This window comes from Agromyces sp. NPDC060279 (genome assembly GCF_042726785.1).
Lineage (GTDB): Bacteria > Actinomycetota > Actinomycetes > Actinomycetales > Microbacteriaceae > Agromyces.
This window is the reverse complement of sequence record NZ_JBHXBK010000014.1, coordinates 1-1555: the sequence shown is the minus strand read 5'-3', so window position 1 is coordinate 1555 and position 1555 is coordinate 1. Positions and strand designations below refer to the sequence as shown.

1 protein-coding gene is annotated in these 1555 nt (G+C 68.7%); it reads left to right on the top strand.

Annotated elements, in window-relative coordinates:
* Positions 1-76: 76 nt before the first annotated feature.
* A partial coding sequence (locus ACFWE1_RS17530) for an amino acid permease (protein ID WP_376934767.1) occupies positions 77-1555 on the top strand: 1479 nt, incomplete at its 3' end.

The following is a 1555-nucleotide window of genomic DNA, read 5'->3' as shown; positions in this document are numbered from 1 at the left end:
GCGTACCTCGATGCGCTCGAGTCGCCGATGCCGGTCGAGGGTCAGCATCCCGGGTTCCACCACTAGGGGGTGCGAGATGGCTCAGCACCGTACCGAGGCCGCGCGCACCTCGAATCATCCGCTTGCGCCGCACAACCCGGCGACCGCGTTCCTCGGCGTCGGCCAGCTGGCCCTGCTCACTCTCGTCGTGGTTGCGAGCCTGCGCTCGCTGCCGGCGATGGCGGTGTTCGGGCTCGGCAGCATCACCCTGTACCTGATCCCGGCGATCTTCTTCCTGATCCCGACGGCGCTCGTCGCCGCCGAGCTCGCGACGGGGTGGAAGGGCGGCGTGTACATCTGGGTGCGTGAGGCGCTCGGGAACCGTTGGGGGTTCACCGCGGTCTGGCTGCAGTGGATCCAGAACGTGGTCTGGTACCCGACGCAGCTGTCGTTCATCGCGGCGGCGCTCGCCTTCGTGTTCTTCGACCCCTCGCTGTCGAACTCCGGCTTCTTCACCGCGGTGGTGATCCTGGTGCTCTACTGGGGGTCGACGTTCATCACGCTGCGCGGCGGGAACCTGTTCGCGAAGCTCGGCTCCTGGGGCGGCATCCTGGGCACCCTGCTGCCGGCGGCGCTGCTGATCGTGTTCGGCGCGATCTGGGTGTTCAGCGGTGAGAAGAGCCAGGTGCCGCTCGAGGCATCCGCCATCCTTCCCCCGTTCACCGGCCTCGCGTCGATCGTGCTGATCGTGTCGAACGTGCTCGCCTACGCGGGCATGGAGGTCAACGCGGTGCACGTGAACCAGATGAAGGACCCGGGCCGCGGCTACCCGCGCTCGGTGCTGCTGGCGTCGGTGCTGATCCTCGCCGTGTTCATCCTGCCGACGCTCGCGATCTCGGTCGCGGTGCCGCAGAAGGAGCTCGGCCTCACGAACGGGATCATGCTCGCCTTCGGCGAGTACTTCCAGCACTGGGGCATGGGGGAGTGGGCCACGGCGATCGTGTCGGCGCTGATCGCGGCGGGCGCGCTCGCCTCGGTCATCACCTGGGTCGCCGGGCCCTCCAAGGGCGTGCTCGCCGCCGCCGAGACCGGGCTGCTCCCGCCGCTGCTGCAGAAGCGCAACAAGGAAGGCGTGCAGTCCGGCATCCTCATGCTGCAGGGCACGATCGTGACCGTGCTCGCGGCGATCTTCATCATCGTGCCCGACGTGAGCTCGGCGTTCGTCGCGCTCATCGACATGGCCGCGGCGCTCTACCTGATCATGTACATGATGATGTTCGCCTCAGCGATCGTGCTGCGGCGCACGCAGCCGAACGTGAAGCGGGCGTACCGGGTGCCGGCGCTCGATTTCGTCGCCGGGGTCGGCTTCCTCGCCTGCCTCGCGGCGTTCCTGCTCGCGTTCATCCCGCCCGACGGGTTCAGCGCCTTCTCGCCCGCCGCCTACCCGTGGATCGTCGGCGTCGTCATCGTCGTGCTCGGCGTGCCGCCGCTCATCTTCTACGCCGTCAGACGGCCCAGCTGGGACCGCCGCAGCGAGGCCGACAAGCAGAAGCACGGCACCCACGAGGAGGACGGC